Source organism: Priestia abyssalis, from assembly GCF_002019595.1.
Classification (GTDB): Bacteria; Bacillota; Bacilli; order Bacillales; family Bacillaceae_H; genus Bacillus_BA; species Bacillus_BA abyssalis.
Genome location: NZ_KV917369.1, coordinates 307,078 through 328,594, shown reverse-complemented (window position 1 = coordinate 328,594; position 21,517 = coordinate 307,078). Strand labels below are relative to the sequence as shown.

Here is a 21,517-nt window from a genome sequence, read left to right as displayed (position 1 = left end):
CACAACTCTCTCCACGAATAAATACACGGTAAGAAAACGTCTGTTGTTTTCATCATTGTGAACATTGCCTTATATAGTCTAATTACACCTATCTTATATAAAAACGGTTACAAGAAAGTTACAGACTCACATTTTAACAATCATTTCATATACTTGTTCCGTTTTAATTGATGGTGAAATTCCAAGTTCCTTTTTCAACTGCTCCCGGCATTTCTGATATACCTTCAATGCTTGTGGACGATTGTTTTTCTGCATATAACAAACCATTAATAGGCGATAGGCTTCTTCCCAGAGAGCATCTTGTTCCAAAATTTTTTCGCACCACATAATAACCTGATCGTATTGATAATCATTCATCAATAAGGAAGCAAGTTTTTCAGCTCCCCGTAAGAAATATAACTTTAATTTTTCCTTTTCATGAATGCACCAATCTTCGTATCTTCTATTTGGCAGATACTCCCCTTTATACAAGGCAAGACCCTCTTGTAAACAATGCATGGCTTTTTGTTCATTTCCCTCTTCTAAACCCTTTTGAACCTTTTTTTCAAAATTTATTACGTCCATCTCATAGTCGGCTTGTTCATTTAAACCATACGCACTTTCTACTCTGCGGATATAAAAGGTGTTTCCTCTTGCTTTTCGGTTAGGTTCAAGGACATTATTAAGAGCATTTAACGCCACTTTAAAATCCCTCAAGGCGGTTTCTTCTTCAACATTCGCCCATAAATAGGCGATAATCTCTTGTTTTTGCAGTAGGGTACGGCGATTTGTCACAAATAGCTCTAATAATTCCTTCGCCTTTGCTCTTTGCCAATCTCTCTCTTGAATTTCCTGTCCTCCTAACCACACTCGAAATGCCCCCAGCGTTTGAAATCTCAGTGTATACCCAGGATGACTGGCTGCATCCCCTATCCCGGACTCTTCCAGCAAACGGATCATTTGTGTTCTATACACATTACGCTTTTGCCCTTCAAGTAAAATGGGAATGAACCGCTTTAAGTCTCTTGGACCAAACATTGACCGCTTAAATAATAAATATTCATAGCCTCCTTGTTCGACACTCTCCCAGAAAGCAGAAAGCAGCTGTTCAAACTCTTGCCACTGCCCGTTTTCATAGGATGAAAATGTTTGCCACATGTAAACCAAACTTTGACCGTAGCCATCCCCGCAATGATGGAACAGCCGCTGTGCCTCCAATAAAAAATGGACGCCTTCTTTCCACTTTTCATTATGTACAGCAACCACTCCCATACAAAGTTGAATGAAACCTGACATCCAGGAATCGTTCACTGAGTCTGTTTCTTTTAAAGCTCGTTTTCCTTGATGAATAGCGGTTTCATAAGACCCATTAAAACCATGTAAAAGACACAGTCCCATGAATGCTTCTGCTTTTCCCCTTGAAACGGATAAATCATCCATAATCTCAAGAGCAGTTTCATAACACTTTTGCGCAAGATCTGAATCATAACGTTCAAGAAGCTGTACTGCATGGCCCATTCTCGTCCATCCACAAGCTTCCAAAAAAGGTGCCTTTACCTTGACCCCTCGTTTAATTCCATCATTCGCCAATTTCTTGGCTTCCTCTGGATTTCCTGCCCATGACTCAATAAGTGATAATAGCAGAACATTTTCGCGATGTGATTGTTGCAGCCGCATAAACATTTCAGGAGCATCTTTTTGCTTTTCAATCAGCTTTTTCCGGGCACTCTCTAAATTCCCCGTTCTTAGTTGCAGCCTGATTTCTAAAGACTTATCATCAAGACCTGCCTTTAATGACTTGCCTTTTTCATACCACTTCTTCGCCCGGGCTGCGCTTCCTCCATTCAGTAAGTTTTCTGCCATTAGATAATAAAGCTTTGCCTTTTCTCCGGCTGAAGAAGCTTCATGTCTTTCCAAACATGCAACCGCATGCTCCAAGAAACACTCTGCCTTCCTTGGCTGAATAGTATCCAAATAAATTTTGGCCTGCCCCTCTGCAGCCTTTCCTTCTCCATTTACATCGTTTGCCGTTCGTGCAAATTCTGCCGCTTTTTGATAACATTCTCCCGCTTTTTGGTACATGCAATGATATCGATAAACTTCCCCTTCGAAATACCATGCCATATAGTGCTCATTTTTAATGGTTTCCGGCATTTGGTCTAAAATCTCTTTCATTTGGTGCAAATATCCTCTTTCTAACATTTCTTCACCGTTTGTTCCAAGCAAATGTGCTATCTCTTTGTAGCATTCAATAGATTTATAATGTTGTAATGCCTGTAAGTACTGCTTTTGTTTCAAAAAATAAGAAGCTGCACCCATATGCAATTGATGGTAGAGTTCCCTGTTTTTCTTTAAATGCATTTCCAAAAACTCCCTAAATAAAGCATGATAGCGAAACTGGCCTTCTCCATTCATCATGAGAAATAAGTTTCTCATTTGCAATTCTTCTAATATAGGACGAGCATTTTGGATATGCAGGACATGTAAACATAGATAGGAATCGATTTGTTCAAAAATAGACGTTTTCAACAAAAATTGTTGTATATCTGGAGGCTGATTCATGAAGACTTCCATAGCTAAAAAGGAGAAAAGTTCTTCTAATGAACTTTGTTTATTGTGTAGAAACTCTGCAGCATGTTCCGATTCTTTCATTTGCTGAATGATCATTTGTACAGCAATCATCCACCCCTCTGTTACATGTGAAATAACCTCCACATCGGCCGGACAAAGGGAACAGTGATAATAATCATTCACTAACACATCAATTTCTTCCTTGGAAAGAGCCAAGTCTTCTTGAGTAATCTCGAGTAGATGCTTTTTGACCCTCAACGCAGGAAGAAAGGTCCAATTAATTTTAATCCGACTGGACAGTACAAGAAAAAAATTAGGGGGCTGATGTTCTAAAAGCCATTCAATAAAACGCTGAATATCTTCCGAATGAAGCACATGATGAACGTCATCTAAAACGAATATAATCTTTTGGTCGTATGCGGAAATTTCATTAATAAACAAGGCACATAAAAAATGAATATCCTCCTCATGAAAATGATGTTCCAATTCGCTAATGTAAGTCAGGAATTGTTCACCAAACATGGGAAGCTTCTTCCGAAGGCTATACGTCATGTATCGTAAAAAAGGGATTAGATCATAATCGCTTCTATCAAGTGAATACCAGCCATATACTTCTTTTATAGACTGTACAAACGAAACCAGCATCGTACTCTTTCCATAGCCGGGACCGGAATGAATCACGGTTAAGGGATATTGAGAAATTTGCTGCATCTTCTTCATTAATTGGGGACGTTGAAGAATCGGCCCTTTCAACGCAGGAATAGATATTTTCGTTTCCATTACATACGCTTTTGGAGGCATACTACCAACACCTCTCATTTATCATTTTCTTCCATCATTTTACCATATAGATGTGATTTACACATATATAAAATATGTACAGCAGATAAAAAACATCTGCTGTACATATTTTATAGAAGAAAGAATGACTCAAAGGGGCAAAAAGAAGTCCTTTTGAGTCATTCTCCTAAAAGACCCCGTCATGAAAATCCAGTAAAACCAAGAATTTCGTGACGGGGCCTTTTATTAAAAATCAGTTCTTTTGACTTGCAAGAGACTTACGGGACAGCCTCTTCTATGATTTAGGCTGATTTATTGATACAGGATTTAAGAAAATCTTCACTATCCATAAGGTTATTCATAACGCCTTTGCACAACCTTACTGCTCAGACGCGATTCCAACCGTTTGCCTATAAACCACAGAACAAAGATAATGACTCCGACAATTGCCGTCCGAATGGGCTGAACAAAAAACGCTCTAAAGTCAGCACCAATAAAACTCATAATAAAAATCATGACCATTTTCCCTGCTAATACCGCTAAACCGAATTGCACAACACTTACACGCGAAAGTCCCGCAACGATATTAATAGCAGCCGATGGAGTAAACGGAAAACAAAGCATTAAGAATAACGGGCCAAATCCGTGACCTTCCAACCAGCCCATAATTTTTCGAATTTGTTCATGACGTCTTACAAAAGAGAAAAAGTGTTCTTGACCATATTTCCTGACAAGAAAAAAGACAAGGAACGCTCCGGTACATGCACCAATCCATGAAAGCAAAAAGCCTTGCCATAAACCGAATGCGGCTGCATTTGCCATGACAAATGCAAAAAGAGGCAGAATCGGCAAAAAAGCTTCGAGCATCGGTAGCAGCAATCCTGGTAAAGGCCCGATATCCCGATAATCTTCAAGTAACTTTAAAATATATTCTAACGTAAAAAATTGTTGTATTGATTCCATTGTTTCTCCTTCTTCAAATACTTGTCCATTACATCTTCTATTTTACAACCAATTCCCTGTTTAAAAAAAGTTAATCCAACATAAAATTTTTTGAACTTAAATGAATAGATATGATAATGAGTAAGAAACAAATTTTTCCTTATAAGCAACTCAGCGTTCAAGATATAAGAGTCAATGAGAGGGAAGGTTCTTTTTATTATGCTGTCAAATCGTTAAGAAAAATGATTCCGAATAAATTTTTAGAAAATTTAGAAAAAAAGTTGTTTTTTTACCCCTAAGTCTATATAATAAAAAAAAGGCTTCAGGGGTGATTTCTCATGAAACATGAAAAATCTTATACGGAAATGATGAAGTCGTTAGCTCATTCAAAAAGGGACGCAGATGTAAAAAAAATCCTTCATATTTACATTGATATGATCATTGACGAAGCGATTTTTCTACATCAAAAGGAAAAATTAGAAAAGAAAATTGATAATGCACTGGACATGAGAGATAAACAAAAGTTTGAATTTCTTTCAACCAAGTACAAACTATTGATGGAAAAAGCTACTTAGACATAATAAGAATGTGACACCAAAAGGCCATTGAGAAGATGTTTCTCAATGGCCTTTTGGTGTGTCTATACTCAGTGAATCGACAAAAAACCTTCATACTTCCGCATGAAGGTTTTGGTTTTTGGACATAGTCAATTACGCCTTTGTGAATTGTTCTTCTTCTGTCGATCCTTTTAATGCTGTTGTTGAAGAAGTTCCTCCCGTTACGATTTGAGCTACTTGATCGAAGTAACCCGTTCCTACTTCACGTTGATGTCTTGTCGCTGTATATCCATAGGCTTCACTCGCAAACTCTCTTTGCTGCAGTTCAGAGTAAGCACCCATTCCTCTTGTTTTATATCCTCTTGCTAATTCGAACATGCTGTGATTAAGGGCATGGAACCCTGCCAATGTTACAAATTGGAATTTATATCCCATTTTTGCGATTTGCTGTTGGAAGGTTTCGATTGTCTTGTCATCCAATTTCTTTTTCCAGTTAAAAGATGGAGAACAATTATAAGCCAACAGTTTGCCCGGGAACTTTTCATGAATGGCATCCGCAAACTTCTGAGCCTGCTCCAAGTTCGGTTCGGACGTTTCGCACCAGATTAAATCAGCATACGGTGCATAGGCAAGCCCTCGAGCGATCGCTTGGTCAATTCCTGCCTTTGTACGATAGAAGCCCTCTCCTGTCCGCTCACCTGTAATGAATTCACGATCTACCGGATCGATATCACTTGTGATTAAATCAGCCGCATCCGCGTCAGTACGGGCTATTAAAACCGTAGGAACATCCATAACGTCTGCTGCCAGACGGGCTGAAATTAAATTGCGGACTGCGGTTTGCGTCGGCAATAATACTTTACCTCCAAGGTGCCCGCACTTCTTCTCTGACGAGAGCTGATCTTCAAAGTGTACAGCAGATGCCCCGGACTCGATCATCCCTTTCATCAGCTCAAATACATTAAGCTGTCCTCCAAATCCGGCTTCTGCATCTGCAATAATTGGCAAAAAGTAATCAGTGTCGCCTTTTCCTTCAAGATGTTGAATTTGATCGGCACGCTGTAAAGCTTGATTAATCCGTTTCACTACATGCGGTACACTGTTTGCCGGGTATAAACTTTGGTCAGGATACATGTTCCCTGAAAGGTTAGCATCTGCCGCTACTTGCCACCCGCTTAAATATACGGCTTTCAAACCAGCTTTTGCTTGCTGAACAGCCTGATTCCCTGTCAATGCACCTAATGCATGGACATACTCTTCTGTCTGGAGAAGATTCCAAAACTTCTCCGCTCCCTTACGCGCCAATGTATGTTCAATATCAATTGACCCTCTTAAGCGAATAACATCTTCGGCTGAATATGGGCGTGTAATACCATTCCAACGTTTTTCATTTTTCCAGCTCTCTTCAAGTTTTTGGATACGTTGATTGTTCATCTTAACATCCCCCTAATTAGTTAGTCATCTCGTATATTCCAAAATTTTCATTATGAACTGCGGCTACCCCTCTCGAAGCCGCCTAAAAAAGCTTTTGAGTAATCAAGCTGCTTCCGTGAAGCATTCTTATTTAGCAGATTCTTTCTTGGTGAGTGAAATATGAGCTGAAGTGGTTGCAAAAATTGAATTGTATGTAGTGTTATAATCTCGAGGTAAGTGGAAGTGATTTTAAAGATCATCTGTACATCAGTTATACCAAATTCTATTTCTATAAGCACCCCCTCGTTGTTATAATACAGTTTTTTCTATATGTTGTTATTATATAACAGACTCCCCTAAATAAAAAGCCTATTTTTAACTTTTTTTACAATTAATTTGCCAGTCCCTTTACAACCCTTATCATACGTACGCTTGGCAATTCATTTTTATCACAACATTTCCATTGATTTTTCTTCTGATTTATAAAAAAACGAGAACCTTGTTGAGATTCTCGCTTACTTTGAAATTCGTCACTTCTTGTATTGTTCAATAAAATTGATCCGCTCCAAAATGGTCGGATGTCCATAACGGAAGATTTTCACGAGAGCCGGAGGATTGACCTGGCTTAATCCCGCTTTCGTTAACTGTTGGAAACTCGAAACGGCTGCCTCTTTTTTTCCTGTTATTTCAATCGCATACTCATCTGCTTTATGTTCTTGAAAGCGCGAGACGGCGTTTGTAAAAGGACTTGCGGTGAAAGAAAGGATTGAAAATATCAGTAAAATCAAGGGAAGTGATGATAAATCACCTATATGCTTAATGCGGAAAACATCTTGTCTTTTAGTAACAATTCTCTCCAGCAAGATCTTGGTAATATATAGACCTACCAAGGATAACAATAAATAACCCGCTACCCCGAAGTATATATGCTTCATGACATAATGCCCCATCTCATGAGCCATGATGAATAAAATTTCTTCTTCTTTTAGCTTATTCAGAGTCGTATCCCACAAAACGATTCGGGAGTTTTGTCCGATTCCGGTTACATATGCATTTAAAGCATTCGTTTTTTCCGACATATTCACTTCATATACATGTTCGGCAGGTATATCCGCTTCATCGGCCATCATTAAAATTTTCGCTTCAAGTTCTTTATTTTTTAATGGATAAAAATCATTATAAAGCGGATCAATAATGACCGGCTGAATAAAGGTCACAAAAATCGTAAAAGGGACTGATAACAGCCAGGCATACAGCCACCAGCGCTTTTCGAACTTGCGGATGAGTTTATATAAGACAAACACGATTATAATCATCAAAGCATAGTTAACCCAAAAGCCTATGAGCTGATCCCTCATCCACCCTTGAAACGATTGAGATGTAATCTGGTAGCTTTTTGAAACCTCATAACTGATCAAGTCCAGAGGAAATGATAGGATAAATGTAAAAATCGAGAACCAAAAAACATAAATGACCGTTTGCAAAAGCGACATGCTACGGATGGCCGCTGCCCATGTGCTGAACTTACGAGAGAACCCAAAACAGAGAACCGCAATCATAATGAACCATTCATAGGGAATAGAGATAAAAAACAAAAGATTGCGGATTTGCGAAAACTCTTCGCTTAACATCATCTCACGCGGTGTCATGAATGTTTCAGGATCTACACTTGATCCTTTTAAATGGGGAGGAATAGATGTATCATTCATGTAAAATAAATAAACGCAAATAACAACGGTATACACTAAAAAGGCAATAGCGCTCCAGCCTACAAATTTTCTCATAGTAACCCCCTTAGCAGCCTGTCTATAATTATATTGTAGGTTTTCTCCCCATTTTTAGAACTATGAGGATGCGGCAAAAGGGTAAAAGGCACCCTTTTGCCGCATCCTCACGAAAGACCCCGTCATAGAAATCCAGTAAAATCAACGGATTTGGTGACGGGGCCTTCGCAAAGATTAGTTTTTATAATCAATTCAAGAATTTTGAGACAACCTGATTCCATACTAACAGACATTCCTCTTCCAATGACGCAAGATTCCTTTATTAAACAAGCAATGCACGGTCACTGGACATTTGGGTTCCGCGAATGCGCTGGAACTCTTGCAGAAGTCCTTCAATTGTGAGAGCTTGTTTCTCTTCCCCGCTTGCCTGGAAGATAATTTGCCCTTTATCCATCATAATGAGCTTATTGCCTAAATATAAAGCTTGCTGCATATTATGGGTAACCATTAACGTCGTTAGCTCAAGACGTTCGACAATCTCCTTCGTCAGCTCGGTAATGAGCTCGGCTCTTGAAGGGTCAAGCGCTGCTGTATGCTCATCTAATAATAAAATACTCGGCTCGGTAAATGTAGCCATCAGCAGTGAAAGAGCTTGGCGCTCCCCTCCTGAAAGCAAGCCGACTTTGGCATCAAATCGGTCTTCCAATCCTAATTGAAGACGTTCCACTTGCTCCTTGAAAAAAATCCGGCGCTTTTTTGTTACACCTAAAGACAACGTTCTCTTTTTCGTGCGGGCATAAGCAATCGCAAGATTTTCTTCAATGGTTAAATGGGGAGCGGTACCTGCCATCGGGTCCTGAAAAACGCGTCCGATTAGACGTGCTCTCTTATGCTCTGACAGGCTGGTGACATTCTGATTATCAATGATCACTTCGCCCGTATCCGGTTGAAGGCGCCCCGAAATAATGTTCATCAATGTCGACTTTCCTGCTCCATTACTGCCGATAATGGTTACAAAGTCTCCTTTTTTTAAAGAGAGGGGGACATTTTGCAAAGCAATTTTTTCATCCGCTGTTCCCTCATTAAATACTTTATAAATCTGATTTAGTTGCAACAACGCCCTCACCCCCGCTCGCAGCTTTCATTTTCTCAGCCAATCTGGCTTTCTTTCGTTGTTTTTCCTTATAATTGCCCATCATTTTCGGAAGAAGCAATGACAAAATAACAATCGCTGCTGTAATTAATTTCATATCTCCTGTTTCCAAGAATTTCACACGAAGCGCCAAGCTTACGATTAAACGATAAATAATCGAACCGCCAATAACCGCAAATGTTGCCACGGCCAGCTTCTTCGTACCGAAAATCGCTTCTCCGATAATAACTGATGCAAGACCGATTACAATCATCCCGATACCCATTCCGATATCACTGAATCCGCTGTACTGAGCGACAAGTGCCCCTGAAAGAGCGACGAGCGCATTCGAAATGCCAAGGCCTACAATAATATATCCATCTGTATTTCCGGCGAAGCTTCGGATCATGTCAAGGTTGTCTCCTGTTGCCCGCAGTGCCAGCCCCATTTCCGTTTTAAGGAACTGATCCAATGCAAGCTTCAGGATAGCGACTATCACTATCATTAAAATTAAGATAGCCCATGTGCGCGGAATAAATCCTGCCATTCCTGCTTGAGTTAATAGATTATTTAAGCCTTCATCGAGTCCTTTAAGCATACTTGTAAAAGACGTAAACATCGTTTCTTCTTGCAATAAAGGAATATTGGATTTCCCCATTATTCGAAGGTTGATGGAATAAAGGGCAATCATCATTAAAATTCCAGATAATAATGCATTCACTTTCCCTTTTGTATGAAGCAGCCCTGTCATGCTTCCAGCGGCAAAACCGCCAAGCAACGCAAGTATTGATGCTGCTACAGGGTTTATCCCATTAATAATGCAAACAGAAGCGATGGCAGCCCCTGTTACAAAACTGCCATCAACCGTTAAATCAGGGATATTTAAAATTCGAAATGAAATGTAAACACCCAAAGCCATAATAGCGTACATTAAGCCGGCTTCTACGGAGCCGAATACGGCTGTAAACATATTTCTCCCCCATTCTTCTAGTGTGTGTTCAAAAAGGAGGACAAAAAGGAACGAGAAGTTCAAGGAAGCGCCGTCTCAAGCAACGGAGCGTATGCTGTTAATACGTGAGTAGCGGAGAGACAAGCTTATGAAGCCCGACTAAGAACCGCCACTTCAATCGCGCCAACGTCGGATCAGTACGTCCTGTACAAGTAATTTCGACGGTCATTTTTCCCGGACTTTTTGAACATCCTCTTCTAGATGATCCTTTTTTCCCCTGCCTTAACCAGCAGTGAATCCCCGCTATTATCCGGGGATTCACTTTATGGTTTATTCAGCGTATTCCGCTTCTTTGTCCCACTCAGGCAATAATTTAACTCCCATATCTTCAGCTGCTTTTTTATTGATCAGAAGTTTTAACTTATCCGGGTATTGAACAGGGATATCGGCAGACTTTTTATCGCCGGTTAAAATGCTTGCCGCCATTTCTCCCGTTTGATAACCGATGTCATAGTAATTAAAGCCATATGCAGCGAACCCTCCGCGTTTAACGGAATCCAGTTCTCCAACGTAAAGAGGAATATCTTCATCACTTGCTACTTTAATCACTGATTCGAGTGCTGATACGACAGTATTGTCTGTAATGATATAAATAACATCGGCATTTCCGATAAGAGATTCAGCTGCTTGTTTAACTTCGGCAGATGTAGATACAGGCGCTTCGACTACCTTTAAATCCGTCCCTTTCACTGCCTCTTTTACCATATCGATTTGTGCTACGGAATTTTGTTCTCCTGAATTGAAGATCATTCCAATTTTTGTACCTTCTTCATATTTATCGATAAATTTAATTGTATTTGGAATCGCCTCGGGATGCGTATCCGTTGTTCCCGTAATATTAGCTCCCGGCTCTTCAAATGATTTTACAAGACCGGCTCCAATTGGATCGGTTACAGACGTGAATACGATTGGGATATCTTTTGTTGCATTCAGTGCCCCTAACGCGCTTGGTGTTGAATTTGCAAAGATAAGGTCAACCCCATCACCGACAAAATTTTGGGCAATAGTCTGATTATTGTTCATATCCCCCTGAGCGATTTGAACATCATACTCGACATCCAACCCTTTATCTTTTAAAGCTGCCTGAAACCCTTTATACGCTTCATCAAGAGAAGGATGTTCCACGATTTGAGTTACACCTACAACATACGAATCCTGTTTTTGCTCTCCTTCATCTCCCGCTGTTGTATCGGCATTTGAACTGCATCCTGCTGCCATCAGCAACATTGCTAATGCTGCTCCTGCCATGCCTTTTTTTCTCTTTATCATTTCATATTCCCCCTAATCGCTTTCCAGCTTTTATGCGCGTTCACTTTTGCGCTTTTATGCTTTTATGCTTTTATACTTTTATGCAATAGATTATATCCTATATAAAAATAATTTCAACAATTTTCCGAAAATTTTATTGAAATAACTATTCCTATCCATTCACTCTGTTTTTATATATACTTCACTTAATAACTCGACACATCTTCATTCTCTCAAGACACATCCACAATCAATTATCCAGACCGCTTGAATCCGCCCTCAAAGGTTAGAAAATTTGGCGTGGCCGTTCTTTGGTCATGCCAAATTTTCTAAATCGATCTATATAGCATCATCCCTTTCTCTTGCTCTATTTTCCTTTAAATCTAGGTTTTCTTTTTTCACTAAAAGCAGCTAATGCTTCCAAACGATCTTCTGTCGGAATCGTTAATTCATATGCTTTTCGCTCAAGGTGAAGACCAGTCTGAAGGTCAACTTTCATCCCTTCTTTAATAGCAAACTTTGCCTGCCGTAAAGCAACCGGTCCATTTTGCAGTATTGCATCTGCCAGGCGCTGTACAGATGTCTTTAATTGATTAGGAGGTACTACTTCTGTAAACATACCGTATGTATATCCTTCGACCGTAGAAAGTTTACGAGCCGTTAAAATTAACTCCAAAGCTTTTGCTTCTCCAATTAAACGAGGAAGGCGCTGAGTCCCTCCTGCTCCTGGAATGATAGCCAGACTTGTTTCGGTCAAGCCGATAAAAGTATTATCGGCCGCAATACGGAAATCACAAGCAAGTGCCAGCTCCATTCCCCCGCCGAATGCGTATCCATTTAAAGCAGCAATGACCGGGTGGGGAAGCTGTTCAATCTTCGTGAAAACCTCTCCAATTTTATAAATATTTCGTTTGACTTCCTCGTTTGTCAATGATTTTCTTTCTTTCAAATCCGCTCCTACGCTGAATGCCTTTTCTCCCGCTCCTGTTATTGTAACAACCCGCACAGTTTCATTGGCTCGAACTGATTCCACGGCTGCCTCTAATTGAAGCAGCATTTCATAGTTGAATGCATTCAATACATCGGGACGGTTTAATATAATGCTGGCTATATGACCACCCACCTCATATCGTATAGAATTCATTAATCTACCACCTTTGTTAGCGTTTACATTATTGATTCTATACGAAAAAACAAAACCCTTTTTACCGCAGGGCAATTTCAGCCTACTTGTTTAATAGTTGTTGTTTCAATACTCTTCTTAAAATCTTTCCGGTCGTGTTTTTAGGGAGCTCTTCTAAAAATTCAATTTCACTTGGGACTTTATACTTTGCTAAGTAGTTATGACAATGCGTTAATAAATCCTCTTCCGTTACATTAGGTTCTTTTAAAACAACAAAACACTTGATTGCTTCTCCAAAGTTTACATCGGGAACGCCAATGACCGCCGCTTCCAAAACAGATGGATGATTGTACAACACTTCCTCTAATTCACGCGGATAGACATTGTATCCCCCTACAATAATCATATCTTTTTTGCGATCGACAATATAAAAGTATCCATCCTCGTCCATTCTTGCCAAATCCCCTGTATACAGCCAGCCATCTTTAATTGTAAATTCAGTTTCCTCAGGCATCTTGTAATAGCCTTTCATGATGTTGGGACCACGTACAATTAGTTCTCCTACTTGTCCAACCGGAACCTCTACGCCAAACTCATTTACCACTTTATTTTCTACATTGACGATACTTGTTCCGATAGATCCCGGCTTACACGGACGGTTAAGAGGATTAAAGCATGTAACAGGCGATGCCTCAGATAATCCATAGCCTTCCGAAACCACGACATCAAATTTTTGCTCGAATGCTGTTAAAAGCGCTACCGGCATAGATGCTCCTCCAGAAATGCAAAGCCTCAGTGTCTTCACATCCGCTTGATTTTCTCCCGGGTATTGAAGCAAGAAATTATACATGGTGGGAACTCCGGCAAATATAGTTGCTTTTTGGTCCCGAATGGTTTGAAAAACAGCAGACGGGCTGAATTTCGGCATAATAATGACTGTTCCCCCATTCATTAATGGAGCATTTAACGCCACCGTTAAACAAAATACATGAAACATGGGCAAAACGGCAAGCACGCGATCTTGTTCATTAATATTTAAAAAATCTGCGATATCTTTTGCATTGCTGTATAGATTTTGATGGGAGAGCATGGCCCCTTTTGGTTTGCCCGTCGTGCCCGACGTATATAAAATAACCGCCGTTTCTTCCTCCTGAAGAATTGGAAAATCGTATGTTTCTTCTCCTAACGACATAATTCCTGTAAATGATTTCATTCCATTTGAAAGAAACAACTTCGATTCTTTTTGGGCATTTTCGGATTGCCCGGACGTTTCACATATGATAATATGCTCCACATTTGGAAGAAGCGATTCCATACTCTGTAGTAGAGGAGTTAATCTATCAAGAGCGATAATGGCTTTCACATCACCATTGTTCATAATGTAGGCAATTTCATCTGTGGTGTAAATGGGGTTTACTGGGATAACGGTTGCACCTAAACGCAGCGCCCCGTATAATCCCAATACAAAATAAGGAGAGTTCCCTAATAGCATGGCGATATGATCGCCCTTTTGCAAACCTATTTTCTCTAATCCACTGGCGAATTTAGAAACTGCTTCATCCAATTCTGAATAGGTAACTGCTTTGTCTTCAAACACATAGGCATGCTTAGCTGCATGCTGAATTGCTGTGGCATGTAATTGCGATGATAAGTTCACCCTTTCACTCCCTTTCCACGCATAATGAATGAACAACCATTCATTATTGCGAGCTATTTTATTTAAATATTCTAAATATATTATATTTAACAGAATCTGTTCCTGCAAGATATCAATTTCAATCTTTTTCTAAATTTAAAGCTGCGGAAGAAAAGACTCTCCGCAGCCCCTATTTTATTGTTAAACAAACGTTTGTTTAACTTTTTATCCATTGATCTAACAAACTTTCTGCTTGCTCTTTCTATTTCTCTCTACATTATGTTCAATAAATTAAATTGATAAATTCTTCTTTTGTAATGCTTCCGAAATAATGTTGAATATTGCCATTTGCCAATGCTTCTTCCAAAGCCCCGTATTCGTACCGAGTATGTTTCAACTTATTTTCAACGTCAGATACATCTCTAACTCCAAAGAAATCACCATAAATTCGGCACTCTTCTATTCGGCCTCTATTCCTTCCCCCATATTAACCCGCTTTCGGCCAAATAAACGGAACCATCAAATACCTCTTTCGCTTCCTGTACAAGCTGGTTCAGTTCTCCATAATGAGGCAAGTGGGTTAGCATGAGCTCTTTGACATTTGCCTTTTTGGCAATTTGTCCCGCTTCAATGCTATTCATATGTCCTGGGCTTGTCCCATCCTGACTTTTATAAAGATTGCACTCGCAAATGAGAAGATCTGCCTCTTGAGAAAATGAAACGAATTCCTCCATATAACTTGAATCTGCTGTGTAAATAATGGTTTGTTCTCCTGCAGTGATTCTCATAGCAAAACAAGTAACGGGATGCTTCGTTTCAAGAAAAGTAATGGTAAACGGACCTATCTTCTTTGCATGCGCCAAATCATAAGACATTGCTTTTGTGACATTTGGCATCTCTAAACGGGCAAACCCCTGTTCATCATATACATGCCCGTAAATAGGAAGTTGAGGAACATTCTTCCCTAGATAGGATTGGATCAGCCTGGCATATTGCAAAACTCCCACATCCGCCACGTGATCATGATGATAATGGGAAAGAATGACTGCATCCAGTTCCAAAGGCGATACATAATTTTGAAGCTGAGCGACTGCGCCGCTTCCACAATCTATGAGCAGCCTAAATCCCTCATGTTCTAACAAATAACTTGATGTCGCTTCATTTTTTTCCGGGTATCCACCCCAAAATCCTACTACTGTTACTTTCATCTTTTCACCCTTTTCCATTTATTTTCTAAAAGTTAGTATAACCGAATCCACCAAAAAAGAGAGGAAAAAACACTTAATATATAAATCCACATAAATAATTTAACACGAGCAAAGAACGCCCGTGTTAAATTATTTACGTATAAGCGGCTGACAAGCTCCCTTGCAGGTTCTTGTCAGCCGCTTATACGAGAACCTTTGAGAGCCTATTCAAGATGCAGAGACCCCAAAATCCTAAAGAGGAATCACGGCCAAGGTAATGTTAAAAACTTAAATTGTATTTATATAGATTGATTTATAAAATTCGGCACAGCCAAGAAATGCCCGTATCACCTTTCCCAGATCGTTGAGGGCGGATTGAATCTGCCTAAACCACACATTGATATCTTACGGCGGAGTGAAGATGGACCAAATTATTAAGCGGAATGCATATAATAGAACTCCCTCTGTTTTATAACAATTTTCAAAAATGCGAAATTTGTTATAAAACATTATTGACACACACTTTACTGTTATAGTACAATCAAGACAACAAAACAACGGAGGCGAGTCAAATGTTAGTTAAAATGTCCGAATTTTTCAAAAACCTACCTTCAAAAAAATGTTTAGAATGCGGAAAAGAAATGGAAGAACAGCATGAGTGCTATGGAAATAAGTGTGATCACTGCCTTCATGTAGCAGAATAAGATTTTTATATTCTTTTAGTCTATGAAAAAGCCAATTTGTGTTATAACACAGATTGGCTTTTTCATAGACATTAAACATTAGGGAAGATCTTAAGCTTCCCCCCGATTAACAATTTTCAATCAAAGATGTAAGCCCCGGTACTCATTTGGAGTAATCCCTTCGATCTTTTTAAATACCTTTCGAAAATACTTATCATCCTGGTAGCCGATCATATTGGCAATTTCATAAATTTTCAACTGACTGTTTTTAAGGAGAGATTTTGCCTTATTCATCCGGATTTTTACTAAATAATCGGAAATGTTTTCATTAAATTCTTGTTTAAACTTCCTTGAAATGTATTCCCTGCTTAAATAAAATCGGTCTGCTATTTCTTGAAGTTTTACATCGCGATTGAAATTGGCTTGTAAATACTGCTCAATTTCTGCAATAACATTTTTATTTTTTTGAGGGGAATGCCGTTTCACTATTTTTAGAAAGAGGGCAATTTCGCGCTTCTTGCGATTTGTATATTGTTCCAGTTGAAATGTTCCTTGTTGATCAAAAAACAAGTCAATTTGTTTCTCGACATGATCGGTCACAAAATAAGGCACTTCATATTTTTTCAGCCATCTGTGGCTCATTACCTGATATTCCTTCTCAAAGTGGAGAAGCTGCCTTAAAGACAAAGTGCGCGACTCTTGAAATTCCTTCAATAGGTTTTGAATAATTTCTTCAAACACACGAATCTCTCCGGTTTGAATGGCTTGTTCGATTTGGGACGAATAGTCCATTAAATTTGTTAGTAACATCGGCTTTTCCACTTCTTCTGTGTATACTCTCAATTCCGTTTTAGCCAATACATTACTGCTTAATAAAAGCTCCTTCGCATGTTTATAGGATTCCATCAGATTGGAAACTTGGCCAACGATCTTCCCCAGTCCCATTGGACATGATACTTTTAATGATTTTATTAAGGAAAGATAAATTTGCTGCAGCAGTTGATCTGCTTGTTCCAGCTGATCCCAAAAGATGATCACGATTTCTCCCTTATTGGATAAGTAACGAAAACCGATTCCGCATTTCTTTTCGCTTAATACTTCGTTGATGACATTCAAGATGGTGAAATAAGCTAAATCCCTGTCTCCCTTAAAAGGATCGATGGTCCTATCGTTTATTCTTATAATCGCTACTTCGTAGTTTTGCGTTATATGGAGGCCCATTTCCTCGTAAATCGACTGATCAATTTTTTGGCTGTTGAGCAATTGCGTCAATTTTCGGTCACGGTACACCGGCTTCATTTCATTCATTAGCTGGTGGATGCTTTTATCTTTTTTACGGCTCGCTTCTTCCTTTTTCCATTCTGCCACCGCATTTGCTAACGTATCATTTAAAATCTCTGGATCAATTGGCTTTAAAATATAATCGGCGCTTCCGAAGTGAATGGCCTTTCTCATGTAATGGTAATCATCATACCCTGTTACGACAATGGTCTTACTGCCCGATTGATTATTTTTAATCCACTCTAATAGTTGTATTCCATCCATTTTTGGCATTTTCATATCTGTAAAAATGATCGCTGGTTTATACTTCTTTATAAGATCAACAGCCTCTTCACCATTTTCAGCTTCAAAAATCTCTTTGATTCCCTGATCATCCCATTGCCCCAATAACTTAATCCCTTCACGAACATGTTGTTCGTCATCTACAATTAATGCTCTCATGAAGATTACACCTCCTTGCGTATAACAGCCGGTATTTCAATGGTAATTGTAAAGTGTTCATTTTCACGACTTGTAATGACCATCTTGGCTTGATCGCTGTAATAAATATTTAAGCGATCGTAAATATTCTTCAACCCGATTGCTTCGCGTTTGGCTATATCCGCCGGCGCTGTTCCCTCAAGTGCTTTTCGGATGCGTTGGAGCTGTTCTTCATTTACCCCCTTCCCGTTATCTTGCACCTCGATGCAAACGGTTCCGCACTCATTTATAAAAGCCCTAATATAAATGAATCCTTTCTCTACCTTCTGGTCGAACCCATACTTAAAACAGTTTTCGACGATAGGCTGCAAAATCATTTTGGGCAGGAGGACACTATTCATTTGCTCTTGAACCTTCAACTCATACTCAAAACGTTCTCCAAATCGCTGCTTCTGCAAAGACAAATAAGATTTTACATGCTGGACTTCCTGTACAAACGACACAACATCTTCCTTCATGTTCATGCTGTATCTCATAATATTTGATAATGATGTCAACAGTGAATATACAGGCACTGCTTTATGCTTTAGTGCCAATGTTCCAATCGATTGCAGAGCATTATACAGAAAATGCGGGTTAATTTGTGACTGCAGCACTCTTAGCTGAGTCGATTTATTTTCAATCTCGAGCCTGTACTCCCTCTGAATTAAATCATTAATTTTCGTAACCATTGATTTAAAATGCCTTCCGAGCATCCCAAACTCGTCATTTCCTAATGAATCAAATTCGACCTCAAATTCACCTTTTTCCACCCGTTTCATATTGGCAATCAATACTTTTATAGGCGACGTAAATTTAAATGAGACCACCATCGTGGCCAATACGACTATCACTAATGTAATCATCCCGATTAAAATATTGATAAAGGCCGTTTCTCTGGCACTTTTATAAAGAAGGTCGTAAGGAATTCTTTTGACGATGTACCAGTCTTTAAAAGGCGCAGAAAACTTTTCATGGACAATGACACCGGAAAAATGGTCATCCTTCCATTCTAAATCACGATTAGAAAGAGGCGATTCTTTTACATACTCAAACCATTCTTCTTTGTTTTCCGTTCCTATCAATGTTTGCTCAGAGGAATAAACGACAATCCCGTTTTCATTCATTACATAAAAATCCTCTGCTCCTTTCGTATATAAACGATCGGCAATGGCCCCCAATGATGATAGATTAATATCAATGGATAAAAAGCCTAACGATTTATCTGATGGTACATCTTTTATCATATTGTGAAAACTTAACACTTGTCTCTTTTCAGACTCAGGAATCACAGATAGATTATTATAACTATAGGTCCTGTGGGGCGGCTCAATAACCGTGAAGTAATTGGATTGCCCTAACTGAAAGTAGTATGGATGTTTATATACTTCCTCATACTTCCCCCTGCCGCTCAATCTCGAATGATAGATGGTATAAGAATCCTTCCCTTTATGGATATAAAGATGCATTTGTTCAATCTCCGGCCGTGTATGAAACAGATACATGAGTATTCTGTTCACTTCTTCTTGATTTTGTCGTAAATCGCTTGACACCCCATCCCTTAGTACATTCAGAAATGGAGTATAGCCATAAAGCCTCGTTGTCATATGGGCAACATCCTGCATATAAGTTGCGATATCTTTTTTTCCATTCTCGATTACATCATGGTTAGTGGAAACAAAGCGATCTTTAAGAGACTCTTTCGTATGATAATACGTAATGGCGATTGATGCTCCAAAAGGGAGAACGGTTACAATCATTAAAAAAATAATTAATTTTTTACGAATACTCCATCCCATACGATCCTCCTTTAGATTCTTTTTACAGTTTACCCCATCTTATATATTATTGTAACACGAATAGCTGGAATCCTTGCCCTTTAGCCATGTTAAAACTTCTAATCCCAAAAAAGGCCCTTCCGTTAAATCTTGTTATCGCAACAAGTTAACGCGAAAGGCCTCGTTTAGAAGAGAGTTCTGATTACTGGTTCTTCAGGCTTTTGGAACCTTATTTTTAACCTTGTTATTACTTTAATTTAGTCCAAGTTGCGTCTAACGCTTTAAATAACTCTTCTTTTGAAGTTTGACCGCCAACATAAGCCTGCATAGCTGCACCAAACTCTTGTGTTGCACCATTTGGGAATTTGAACCAGTTCCAAGAAAGGGTTTTGTTCTCATTAGAATATTTAACGATGTCTTCACCTAATGGGCCTACACCCTTCGCTTCGATTGTTTTGAACGCCGGGATGAATTTAAAATCCTCAACTAAAGCCTTTTTACCTGCTTCAGAAGAAACCATCCAGTTTAAGAAATCTTTTGCAGCTTCTTTATCTGCTTCAGGTGCATTTTTGTTAACTACCCAGTTGTTCGGTACCCCGACTTGCAGCTTATCGTTTGCTTCTGCATCATCGCTGATTGGCATTGGAATGAATCCGATATTCATATCTGGACTGATTTTATCAATCATCGGTTGCGTCCAGTTACCTTGTTGCATCATGGCTGTTTCACCGCTTGCAAACTGCGTAACTTGAGTATTGTAATCCGTTGTTAATGGATTTTTATTACCGTATTTAACTGTTAAGTCTAACAAGTCTATTACTTCATTGAATTCCTCGTTGCCTGCGATTGTAGCTTTTCCTTCGTTCAAACCATTGATGAACGCATCCGGATCCTCTTGATGAGCAAATCCTAAGTTCAACAAGTGCTGACCGATTACCCACCACTCGCCATATCCTACTGAGAATGGAGTGATGCCTGCATCTTTAAGCTTTTTCGAAGCAGCTTCCAGTTCTGATAATGTTTTTGGAAGTTCTTTGATTCCAGCTTTTTCAAATAAATCTTTATTGTAAATGAAACCGTATCCCTCAAGATTCAATGGCTGTCCATATACTTTGCCATCCATTGTCATTGGCTCTAATGCTGTTTCATAAGCATCTTTCACCCATGGTTGATCAGATAAATCTTCCAGTTTTTCTTTCCAAATTTTCGCTTCTTGGTAACCGCCATTGTTGAAAAGATCCGGTTCATTACCAGATGCAAATTGAGCTTTCAATGCCGCACCATAGTCAGCTCCGCCACCCACTGTTTGAATGTTGAATGTCACATTCGGGTGTTCTTTTGTGTATTGGTCTGTTAACGCTTTCAATTGATCGGCGATTTCAACTTTAAATTGGAACATATCAACAACAACTTCATCACCCTTTGCTCCTCCAGAAGCGTTGTCTTTTTTATCTTCTGAAGCATCATTCGAACATGCTGTTGATACAAGGAGTGAAGCTGATAACATACCTGCCACTAATGGAAGCCTTTTCATTTTTGGTGCCATTTTTGTTTACCCCCTATTTTTTAAGGTTTTGCCTTAGTTATATTGTACTAATATCGCCACCTTTGAACAGGTGACGATATTGAACAATAGAGTGGAATATATTGATGGTATTATTTTACTTCGAAAATTACTTTACACTTTTATGAGACCAATCAGCTGGACTTATAACTATTTTTGATTCTGGTACACTCCAGATTTTTGTGATTTGATGAAAATAATGGAATAACAAAGTTTAGTCATTGCTTACACAAAGATTATACTTTAATCCTCATAATCCAAATGGGGATTGAGACACTATTAAAACTAATAATTGATCTTTAAACATATAGGGGAGCAGCAATGCTATACTTGTTCCAATCATACCGGCAACCAAGGGAAGACGGAATCCAACACGATCCGACAACCTACCTGCATAAACTGCAAAAAGCATCGGAAACAAGGAAGACACCTTCAAATACCATCTTTTCTG

16 protein-coding genes are annotated in these 21,517 nt (G+C 39.1%); 2 read left to right on the top strand and 14 right to left on the bottom strand.

The window, feature by feature from the left end; genetic code table 11:
• Positions 1-126 precede the first annotated feature (126 nt).
• Both BK575_RS01630 and BK575_RS01625 read right to left on the bottom strand, forming a co-directional pair.
• Complete coding sequence (locus BK575_RS01630) at positions 127-3,351, bottom strand: BTAD domain-containing putative transcriptional regulator (RefSeq protein WP_078408616.1); 3,225 nt, start codon at positions 3,349-3,351, stop codon at positions 127-129.
• Between the two features lie 333 nt (positions 3,352-3,684).
• On the bottom strand, positions 3,685-4,293 hold the full coding sequence (locus BK575_RS01625) for a TVP38/TMEM64 family protein (protein WP_078408615.1): 609 nt from the start codon (positions 4,291-4,293) through the stop codon (positions 3,685-3,687).
• Positions 4,294-4,610: 317 nt separating this feature from the next.
• Here BK575_RS01625 and BK575_RS01620 point away from each other — a divergent pair, with 317 nt between their 5' ends.
• Entirely contained in the window at positions 4,611-4,847 is a 237-nt protein-coding gene (locus BK575_RS01620; protein WP_078408614.1) for an IDEAL domain-containing protein, read from the top strand.
• Positions 4,848-4,982: 135 nt separating this feature from the next.
• Here the strand turns inward: BK575_RS01620 and aceA are convergent, their stop codons facing one another.
• The 9 genes from aceA to BK575_RS01575 form a co-directional block, all read right to left on the bottom strand.
• Complete coding sequence (aceA, locus tag BK575_RS01615; RefSeq protein WP_078408613.1) at positions 4,983-6,263, bottom strand: isocitrate lyase; 1,281 nt, start codon at positions 6,261-6,263, stop codon at positions 4,983-4,985.
• Between the two features lie 509 nt (positions 6,264-6,772).
• Positions 6,773-8,026: a M48 family metallopeptidase gene (locus BK575_RS01610; protein WP_078408612.1), complete on the bottom strand. Its 1,254-nt coding sequence runs from the start codon at positions 8,024-8,026 to the stop codon at positions 6,773-6,775.
• Between the two features lie 262 nt (positions 8,027-8,288).
• Positions 8,289-9,083, bottom strand: a complete 795-nt coding sequence (locus BK575_RS01605; RefSeq protein ID WP_028398722.1) for an ABC transporter ATP-binding protein — start codon at positions 9,081-9,083, stop codon at positions 8,289-8,291.
• Entirely contained in the window at positions 9,058-10,068 is a 1,011-nt protein-coding gene (locus BK575_RS01600) for an ABC transporter permease (protein WP_078408611.1), read from the bottom strand. The genes BK575_RS01605 and BK575_RS01600 overlap by 26 nt, the downstream gene beginning before the upstream one ends.
• A gap of 309 nt (positions 10,069-10,377) precedes the next feature.
• Positions 10,378-11,376 (bottom strand): ABC transporter substrate-binding protein, encoded by a 999-nt coding sequence (locus BK575_RS01595; protein ID WP_078408610.1) that lies wholly within the window; start codon positions 11,374-11,376, stop codon positions 10,378-10,380.
• 346 nt (positions 11,377-11,722) lie between these two features.
• A complete protein-coding gene (locus tag BK575_RS01590) occupies positions 11,723-12,499 on the bottom strand; it encodes an enoyl-CoA hydratase-related protein (protein WP_078408609.1) in 777 nt (258 codons plus the stop codon).
• An 82-nt stretch (positions 12,500-12,581) separates the two neighbouring features.
• Positions 12,582-14,135, bottom strand: coding sequence for a fatty acid--CoA ligase family protein (locus BK575_RS01585; protein ID WP_078408608.1), 1,554 nt, complete (start codon positions 14,133-14,135; stop codon positions 12,582-12,584).
• A gap of 262 nt (positions 14,136-14,397) precedes the next feature.
• Positions 14,398-14,562: a lipoate protein ligase C-terminal domain-containing protein gene (locus BK575_RS01580; protein WP_235867451.1), complete on the bottom strand. Its 165-nt coding sequence runs from the start codon at positions 14,560-14,562 to the stop codon at positions 14,398-14,400.
• 22 nt (positions 14,563-14,584) lie between these two features.
• On the bottom strand, positions 14,585-15,322 hold the full coding sequence (locus BK575_RS01575) for an MBL fold metallo-hydrolase (RefSeq protein ID WP_078414598.1): 738 nt from the start codon (positions 15,320-15,322) through the stop codon (positions 14,585-14,587).
• Between the two features lie 551 nt (positions 15,323-15,873).
• Between BK575_RS01575 and yhfH the strand changes: the two genes are divergently transcribed.
• Positions 15,874-16,005: a protein YhfH gene (gene yhfH, locus BK575_RS01570; protein WP_078408606.1), complete on the top strand. Its 132-nt coding sequence runs from the start codon at positions 15,874-15,876 to the stop codon at positions 16,003-16,005.
• 120 nt (positions 16,006-16,125) lie between these two features.
• Here yhfH and BK575_RS01565 read toward each other — a convergent pair whose 3' ends face one another.
• From BK575_RS01565 to BK575_RS01555, 3 genes are all read right to left on the bottom strand, one after another.
• Positions 16,126-17,706, bottom strand: a complete 1,581-nt coding sequence (locus tag BK575_RS01565) for a response regulator (protein ID WP_078408605.1) — start codon at positions 17,704-17,706, stop codon at positions 16,126-16,128.
• Positions 17,707-17,711: 5 nt separating this feature from the next.
• On the bottom strand, positions 17,712-19,523 hold the full coding sequence (locus BK575_RS01560) for a sensor histidine kinase (protein ID WP_078408604.1): 1,812 nt from the start codon (positions 19,521-19,523) through the stop codon (positions 17,712-17,714).
• A gap of 226 nt (positions 19,524-19,749) precedes the next feature.
• A complete protein-coding gene (locus tag BK575_RS01555; RefSeq protein ID WP_078408603.1) occupies positions 19,750-21,048 on the bottom strand; it encodes an ABC transporter substrate-binding protein in 1,299 nt (432 codons plus the stop codon).
• Positions 21,049-21,517 lie beyond the last annotated feature (469 nt).